The organism is Streptomyces xingningensis (assembly GCF_054957865.1).
Genome location: NZ_JBDJPF010000114.1, coordinates 1 through 7,446, shown reverse-complemented (window position 1 = coordinate 7,446; position 7,446 = coordinate 1). Strand labels below are relative to the sequence as shown.

The 7,446-nt window shown below is 69.6% G+C and carries 9 protein-coding genes and 1 pseudogene; 7 read left to right on the top strand and 3 right to left on the bottom strand.

Translation table 11 applies throughout. The features are described from left to right. Positions 1–158 precede the first annotated feature (158 nt). The gene (locus tag ABCR83_RS31725) at positions 159–578 is read left to right on the top strand and encodes a chaplin (protein WP_462698721.1); all 420 of its coding nucleotides are present in this window, start codon (positions 159–161) and stop codon (positions 576–578) included. Positions 579–649: 71 nt separating this feature from the next. Here ABCR83_RS31725 and ABCR83_RS31720 read toward each other — a convergent pair whose 3' ends face one another. After that, a complete protein-coding gene (locus tag ABCR83_RS31720) occupies positions 650–1,465 on the bottom strand; it encodes a hypothetical protein (protein WP_462698720.1) in 816 nt (271 codons plus the stop codon). Positions 1,466–1,555: 90 nt separating this feature from the next. On the opposite strand from ABCR83_RS31720, the gene ABCR83_RS31715 reads away from it, so the two are divergent. The 3 genes from ABCR83_RS31715 to ABCR83_RS31705 all read left to right on the top strand — a co-directional run bounded on the left by ABCR83_RS31715 (position 1,556) and on the right by ABCR83_RS31705 (position 3,924). Then, a complete protein-coding gene (locus ABCR83_RS31715; RefSeq protein ID WP_462698719.1) occupies positions 1,556–2,365 on the top strand; it encodes an ABC transporter ATP-binding protein in 810 nt (269 codons plus the stop codon). A 60-nt stretch (positions 2,366–2,425) separates the two neighbouring features. After that, positions 2,426–2,848 carry an NfeD family protein gene (locus tag ABCR83_RS31710; protein WP_462698718.1) on the top strand — a complete coding sequence of 141 codons (423 nt, stop codon included), beginning with the start codon at positions 2,426–2,428 and terminating at the stop codon, positions 2,846–2,848. 146 nt (positions 2,849–2,994) lie between these two features. Continuing rightward, a complete protein-coding gene (locus ABCR83_RS31705) occupies positions 2,995–3,924 on the top strand; it encodes an SPFH domain-containing protein (protein ID WP_462698717.1) in 930 nt (309 codons plus the stop codon). 53 nt (positions 3,925–3,977) lie between these two features. On the opposite strand, the gene ABCR83_RS31700 is transcribed toward ABCR83_RS31705, so the two are convergent. Further along, positions 3,978–4,484 carry an HNH endonuclease gene (locus ABCR83_RS31700; protein WP_462698716.1) on the bottom strand — a complete coding sequence of 169 codons (507 nt, stop codon included), beginning with the start codon at positions 4,482–4,484 and terminating at the stop codon, positions 3,978–3,980. A 368-nt stretch (positions 4,485–4,852) separates the two neighbouring features. Beyond that, on the bottom strand, positions 4,853–5,386 hold the full coding sequence (locus tag ABCR83_RS31695; RefSeq protein ID WP_462698722.1) for a YbhB/YbcL family Raf kinase inhibitor-like protein: 534 nt from the start codon (positions 5,384–5,386) through the stop codon (positions 4,853–4,855). A 104-nt stretch (positions 5,387–5,490) separates the two neighbouring features. Here ABCR83_RS31695 and ABCR83_RS31690 point away from each other — a divergent pair. From ABCR83_RS31690 to ABCR83_RS31680, 3 genes and pseudogenes are all read left to right on the top strand, one after another. Then, positions 5,491–5,989, top strand: a pseudogene (locus ABCR83_RS31690) (guanyl-specific ribonuclease). Then, entirely contained in the window at positions 5,986–6,417 is a 432-nt protein-coding gene (locus ABCR83_RS31685; RefSeq protein WP_462698715.1) for a barstar family protein, read from the top strand. The pseudogene ABCR83_RS31690 and the gene ABCR83_RS31685 overlap by 4 nt, the downstream one beginning before the upstream one ends. A gap of 44 nt (positions 6,418–6,461) precedes the next feature. After that, on the top strand, positions 6,462–7,124 hold the full coding sequence (locus ABCR83_RS31680) for a DNA-3-methyladenine glycosylase (protein WP_462698714.1): 663 nt from the start codon (positions 6,462–6,464) through the stop codon (positions 7,122–7,124). Positions 7,125–7,446: the final 322 nt, after the last annotated feature.

The window sequence follows — 7,446 nt, the reverse complement described above, 5'->3', positions numbered from 1 at the left end:
CGGTTTTTTTTGCCGCCCCACCCCCCGGGGGGGGCGCCGCCCCCCCCCCTCCCCCCCCAAACCTGCGGCACTCTGTGGCCCCGGGCGCGGCCCCCCCCCCCCCGCCGCCCCCCCCCCCCGCGGGGGGCCCCCACTTCCGGGGGGGATCAATCGTCCGAATGAGGGCAAACACCGCCGGTGGCCGTGCCATCGGCGGTGCGGTGGCGTTCATCAGGGCGCGACTCCGTCATTGGAGTGGCAAGTCACCAGCAAAGGAAGACACCCTCATGAACAGTGCCAAAAAGGTCGCCCTCGTTCTGGCCGCGGCAGGCATGGCCATCGGTGCATCCATCAGTAACGCGGCTGCCACCGACGGCGGTGGTGCCAGCGCCGCCGGTGTCGCGAAGGGCTCGCCCGGCATCGTCTCCGGCGATGTGATCCAGATCCCGCTCGATGTACCGATCAACCTCTGCGGTAACAGCATCGACGTCCTCATCGGGCTCCTCAACCCGACGTTCGGCAACACCTGCGTCAACGCCGAGATGGGGCACGGCCGCGAATTCAAGCACCACCGTGGCCACCACCACGACGAAGACTGATCGTCGCCATACTCGGTCGGCATTCGGCGAGGCCCCGCAGCCCCTTGGGACTGCGGGGCCTTTCCCCGTCTTCAGTTCCGCCCGCGCTCCCGCTCCTCCACCAGCGCGTTGTACGCCGCCACTTGAGCCCGCCGGGCGGTGCGCTCCACGGGCCGCAGCGCCGCCGCCCGGGCCGCGATCTCCGAGGCGCTCACGGCGCCACCGTGCTCACGGCCCTCGTCGCCCCCGGGCGCACAGGCGATCGAGATCAGCGCACCCACCCGCTGGGCCAGCTCCAGTACCCGTACCGCGCGCGGCGGATACCCCGGCGCGAGCAGCTCGCGCCCGCCCGCCGATTGCCCGGCCCGCGCCCGGTACGCCTCCAGAGCGGCTTGGGCGGCCGGGCCCGAGCCCGCCACGTCCAGCCGGGACAGCACCGCGGTCGCCTCCCGCAGCGCCTCGGCCAGTTCGCGCTCCGCCTCCGAGAGCGAGGGCACATCCGCGGGCGGTGCCTCCCGCACGGCCAGGCAGTGCCATACGACTTCCATCCGCACATCACCGGCGGGCCCGGCCTCGCGCACCTCGGGCACCAGCCCCAGGCCCGCTCCCGAGGCGATCACCGCCTCCTCGGCCGCCAGAGCGAGGGCATTGAACTCCGGTGGCCCGCTCAGTCCCAGCGGGTGCCCCGGCACCGGCAGCGCAAGACGCAGCCCCGTCGCCCCCAGCGCGCGCAGTCTGCCCAGCGCGAGGGTGAGCCCGACCGGTCCGGATTCCCCCGGCAGGCCGATGACCCGGTGCACCGCGTCATCTCCGGTGATGTGGTGCACAGCGTCATCGGGTGCGGCAAATCCGGCAAGCAGGGCGTTTCCCCACGCACAGAGCCGTTCTGAGTGATGTTCATCGAGCATGGCCACCAGCCTAGGGACTGGCATCGACGGCCGGTGGCGTAGGTTTTCCTTGGGGGCTGCGCCGACAGGCGCCAGCGACGACGAACTGCAATGGGAGACAAGGCGCTCATGAGCGATGTGCTGGAACTGGTGGACGTATCCGTGGTCCGCGAGGGCCGGGCTCTGGTGGACCAGGTCTCCTGGTCGGTCAAGGAGGGGGAGCGCTGGGTGATCCTCGGCCCCAATGGCGCGGGCAAGACCACCCTCCTCAATGTCGCCTCCAGCTACCTGTTCCCGAGCAAGGGCAGCGCGCGGATCCTGGGCGAGAAGCTCGGTTCGGTCGATGTCTTCGAGCTGCGTCCGCGCATCGGCATCGCGGGCATCGCCCTGGCCGACAAGCTGCCGCGCAGTCAGACGGTGCTCCAGACGGTGCTCACCGCCGCGTACGGCATGACGGCCACCTGGCACGAAGACTACGAGGCCGTCGACGAGCAGCGCGCCCGCGCCTTCCTCGACGTGCTGGGCATGACGGACCACCTCGACCGCAGGTTCGGCACCCTCTCCGAGGGCGAGCGCAAGCGCACCCTCATCGCCCGCGCGATGATGACCGACCCCGAGCTGCTGATGCTGGACGAACCCGCGGCCGGCCTCGACCTGGGCGGCCGGGAAGACCTGGTGCGCCGCCTCGGCCGGCTCGCCCGGGACCCGCTCGCCCCCTCGATGATCATGGTCACCCACCATGTGGAGGAGATCGCCCCCGGCTTCACCCACGTACTGATGCTCCGTCAGGGGCAGGTGCTGGCCGCGGGCCCGATCGAGCTCGAGCTGACCTCCCGCAATCTGTCCAAGTGCTTCGGCCTTCCGCTGGTGGTCGAGCACCGCAAGGATCGCTGGACCGCCCACGGCCTGCCGCTCTCCTGAGCCGCCGGCGGGACCGAGAAGCCCTGTCCCTGACACCGCCCGCGCGCCTACCATGACCATGTGAACACATGGGCGTGGTGGCTCGTGGCCGCCGTCGGACTGGGCATTCCGCTGGTCGTGACCGCACTGCCCGAGTTCGGCATGCTCGCGGTGGGGGCCGTGGCCGCGGCCGTCACCGCCGGGCTGGGCGGTGGCACCGTGACCCAGTTCGTCGTCTTCGCCGTCGTCTCCGTCTCCCTCATTGCCGTGGTGCGGCCGATCGCCAACCGGCAGCGGGCCCGCCGTCCCGCGCTGCAGTCCGGCGTGGAGGCGCTCAAGGGGCGGCAGGCCGTCGTCCTCGAGCGCGTCGACGGCCATGGCGGCCGCATCAAACTGGCGGGCGAGATCTGGTCCGCGCGCTCCCTCGACGCCGAGCGGAGCTTCGAGGTGGGGCAGCAGGTGGATGTCATCGACATCGACGGCGCGACGGCCGTGGTGATGTGAGCCGGGTGGGGAAGGCATCCGATGAGAGCGATCTGAGCAGGCCGCCTGCACGGGCACGCCGCTTCTGAAAGACTCGATCTTCACGAGCAACGATCGATCCGACCGACGATCGACCCGATCAACGACATAAGGCACGAGGAGCCACGATGGCGATCATCATCGTCCTGATCATCCTGGTGGTGCTCGTCTTCATCGCGCTCATGAAGACGGTGCAGGTCATTCCCCAGGCCAGCGCCGCGATCGTGGAGCGCTTCGGCCGCTACACCCGCACCCTCAACGCGGGCCTCAACATCGTCGTCCCGTTCATCGACTCGATCCGCAACCGCATCGACCTCCGCGAGCAGGTCGTGCCCTTCCCACCGCAGCCGGTGATCACCCAGGACAACCTGGTCGTCAATATCGACACCGTCATCTACTACCAGGTGACCGACGCCCGCGCCGCGACCTATGAGGTCTCCAGCTTCATCCAGGCCATCGAGCAGCTCACCGTCACCACCCTGCGCAACATCATCGGTGGCATGGACCTTGAGCGGACCCTCACCTCCCGGGAGGAGATCAACGCCGCGCTGCGTGGCGTCCTCGACGAGGCCACCGGCAAGTGGGGCATCCGCGTCAACCGCGTGGAGCTCAAGGCGATCGAGCCGCCGACCTCCATCCAGGACTCGATGGAGAAGCAGATGCGCGCGGACCGGGACAAGCGCGCCGCCATCCTCACCGCCGAGGGCATCCGCCAGTCGCAGATCCTCACCGCCGAAGGCGAGAAGCAGTCCGCCATCCTGCGGGCCGAGGGTGAGGCCAAGGCCGCCGCGCTCCGTGCCGAGGGCGAGGCCCAGGCGATCCGTACGGTCTTTGAGTCCATCCACGCCGGTGACCCGGACGAGAAGCTGCTGTCCTACCAGTACCTCCAGATGCTCCCGAAGATCGCCGAAGGAGACGCCAACAAGCTCTGGATCGTGCCCAGTGAGATCGGCGACGCGCTCAAGGGCCTGAGCGGGGCCGTCGGCAACCTCGGTCCGATGGGCGGCGCGAAGCTCGCCAAGGAGAACCCACGCCGGGAGCAGCCTCCGATCGACTGACCACCGATCACCTTCGCAGTCGTTCCCGAAGAGGAACGGTTGGAATGGCCCGTTCAGGCGGCGGGGATCGCCAGCCACTCGGGCAGCCGCTCACGGTCCTGCGAACCGAGCGCCAGCAGCAGGGCGTCGGACGGTGTGGGCTCGAACGGCCGGTTCAGCATCCGCATCCCGGCCTGCTCGGGAGTCCGGTCCGCCTTGCGGTGGTTGTCCTCGGCGCAGGCGGCGACCGTATTCAGCCAGGTGTCCCCGCCTCCGTGCGAGCGCGGCACCACATGGTCGACGGTCGTCGCCCGCCGCCCGCAGTACGCGCACCGGTGCCGGTCGCGCACCAACACCCCCCGCCGCGACCACGGAGCCCGTTGTCGGAACGGGACCCGCACATATCTGCGGAGCCTGATCACCTGCGGCACCGGCACCTCGACCGTCGACCCCCGCATGCGCAGTCCGGGCCGGGCCTGTTCGACGATGGCCTTGTCCTGCAGTACGAGCACCACGGCCCGTCGCAGCGACACCGCCGCCAACGGCTCGAAGCTCGCGTTGAGAACCAGCGTCTCCCGCATTCCGTACCACCTCCCGGCCGCCACCCCGCCCCAGCGGCGAGGATGGCTCAACTGTGCCGGTGGAGCAGCGGAACAACAATGCAATTTCCTTGCGGCGCAAGGGAGATGAGCAGCGAAAAGAGACCTGGAATGGGGAGGTGCTCCGGGCCCTTCCCCCGTGTTGAACGCGGGCCCGGAGCAGATGGCAGTGGACGTGGTCGTCCGGAGTCGACTCCGGACTCCGGCAGACGGCCGACGCGATCGCGCCCTGTCGCCCCCGCCACTGCGGTGCCCGCTGCCCGACGGCCGGTGTGAAGCCGTCAGCCGGATACCACTGTGTGGGTTCGGGGCGGTGGCGCGCAACGGATTTTCCGCCCGGGCACCGGCCGTCACCCCGCCGCGGGCACCTCGTACTCACCGATCAGCTGGGCCCGTGCGAGAGCGTGGAACCGCAGGTTGAAGCCTACGACGGCCGGGGTGGCGTCCTCGTCCGGGCCCAGCTTCTCCCGGTCCACCGCGTACACCGTGAACACATAGCGGTGCGGCCCGTCGCCGGGGGGCGGTGCGGCGCCGCCGAAGTCCCGCGTTCCATAGTCGTTGCGCACCTGCACGGCGCCCTCGGGCAGCCCCTTCAGGTCACCGCTTCCGGCACCGGCGGGCAACTCCGTCACACTCAACGGGAGGTCGAAGAGCACCCAGTGCCAGAAGCCGCTGCCGGTCGGCGCGTCCGGGTCGAAGCAGGTGACGGCGAAGCTCTTGGTGCCGGCGGGAAAATCCGACCAGCGCAGCTGGGGCGAGACATTGCCGCCGCTGTACACCTGACCGCTCTTCAGCCGTGCTCCCGGCGACACATCGTCGCTCTCGACGGTGAACGAGGGCACCGGCGGATGAAAATCATGGGGGAGCGGCCGCAGCTTCTGCACATCGGACACAGAGACACCTCCTGTACGCGGAGACGAGTGGAAACGCCAGCCTAACGACGCCGCACCGGACATGAGCTGCGACCATACGAAGCGTGCTGAGAAGTGTGTTCCGACGAAGTGCCCTCCCACCAGGTGGACGACGACCGGCGAGCCGTGCCCTGCGCACACTGACCGCGTTCCTCGCCGCCCTGCCCCTGTTCCTCCTCCCCGCCTGCTCCTCGGGCAGCCACGGCAAGACTTCCAAGGCCACCGCGACGGCGGGTGGCACCACCGCGCCGGCCAAGTCCGGCGCGGCCGGAACCGCGCCGTCGTGGGCGAGGGGCATGAAGACCGTCTCGCCGGACAAACTCCCGGCCGAGGCCCGCCATACCCTCGAACCTCATCGACAAGGGCGGGCCGTTCCCGTACTCCCAGGACGGCACCGTCTTCGGCAACCATGAGAACCGGCTGCCCAAGCAGTCCCGCGGCTACTACCACGAGTACACCGTCCCCACCCCCGGCGCCCGCAACCGCGGCGCCCGGCGCATCATCACCGGCAACCACTCCGAGCGCTACTACACCGGCGATCACTACCAGACCTTTGAAGCGGTGGTTCACCCATGACCCGTCAACTGCCCGAGCCCGGGGTCACCGGGCTCCTCGACGGCTCCATCGCGCCCGGGAGCTACCGGCTGCCGCTCACCCAGACGCCCGCCCATGCCGCTGCGCGCGCCACCGAAGCCGGTTGGCGGGCGGCCCGACTCCACCTCGACGGTGTCGGAGACAAGGCGGCCTTCCTCGACAAGTGCGCCGCGGACCTGGGGTTCCCCGGATGGTTCGGCCACAACTGGGACGCCCTCGCGGACTGCCTGATGGATCTGTCCTGGTGGCGGAAGGACGGTGAGCCCCGCGGCTACCTGTTGCTGGCCGAGGACTGGGACACCTTCCGCAAGTCCGCCCCCGACGACGCCCGTACCGCGGAGGCGATCTTCGCGGACGCCATCGACTACTGGGCGGGGCAGGACACCCCCCTGGCGGTGCTCATCGCCTGACGGCGGCACTGCCGCCCGAGTGGTCTCCACTACCCTCGGTCCGCATGATTGCCGCGTCTGACCGCATGCCGCTCGCCCGGGCCTTCTTCGACCGCCCTGTTCTGGAGGTCGCGCCGGAACTGCTCGGGCGCACCCTCGTCCGTACGACCTCCGACGGGCCGATCGAGGTCCGCATCACGGAGGTCGAGGCATACGCGGGTGAAGCGGACCCCGGCTCGCACGCCTATCGCGGTCCTACGGACCGAAACGCTGCGATGTTCGGTCCGCCCGGGCACGCCTACGTCTACTTCATTTACGGGATGTGGTTCAGTCTCAACCTGGTCTGCGGCCCGGAAGGCACCGCCAGCGGCGTCCTGCTGCGCGGTGGTGAGGTCATCGAGGGGGTCGAGCTCGCCCGCGCCCGACGTCCCAAGGCGCGCAAGGACCGCGAACTCGCCCAGGGCCCCGCCCGCCTCGCCACTGCACTCGACGTCACCCGCGATCTCAACGGCATCGACCTCTGCGCCGGCCCCGGCACCCCATTGACCGTTCTCACCGGAAGCCCCGTGTCGGTGACCAAGATCCGCAGCGGCCCCCGCACGGGCGTGGGCGGTGAGGGAGCGACGCATCCCTGGCGCTTCTGGGCCGACGGCGATCCGACGGTCAGCCCCTACCGTGCTCATGTGCCGCGACACCGCGCGAGCAGCGGCACACGGGGCGGTGCTTGACTCCGTAGCAACGAGGGCCTAACGTAGCCCAAGCCGCTCGAGACGGGCAGCGCCATGTGCGCGGACCGCTGGGCGGCACAACCACTACTACGAGGAACCCCCGGATCGGGGTCGGTTTCGCTGTGCCGAAATGCGACTTCGATTGACTCGATTGGGAGTCACCGGGAAATTCCGCTAAAGTAGTGGCCGCGCCGGAAAGCGCGAAACGAAATCCCCTCCAACGGGAATCGGATCTTCGATCTGGGCCGAAAACGGCACGGAAAAGGATCTGGTAAGGTTGGAAACGCGAAATACCGGAGGGAAGCGCCCGGAGGGCCTTGTG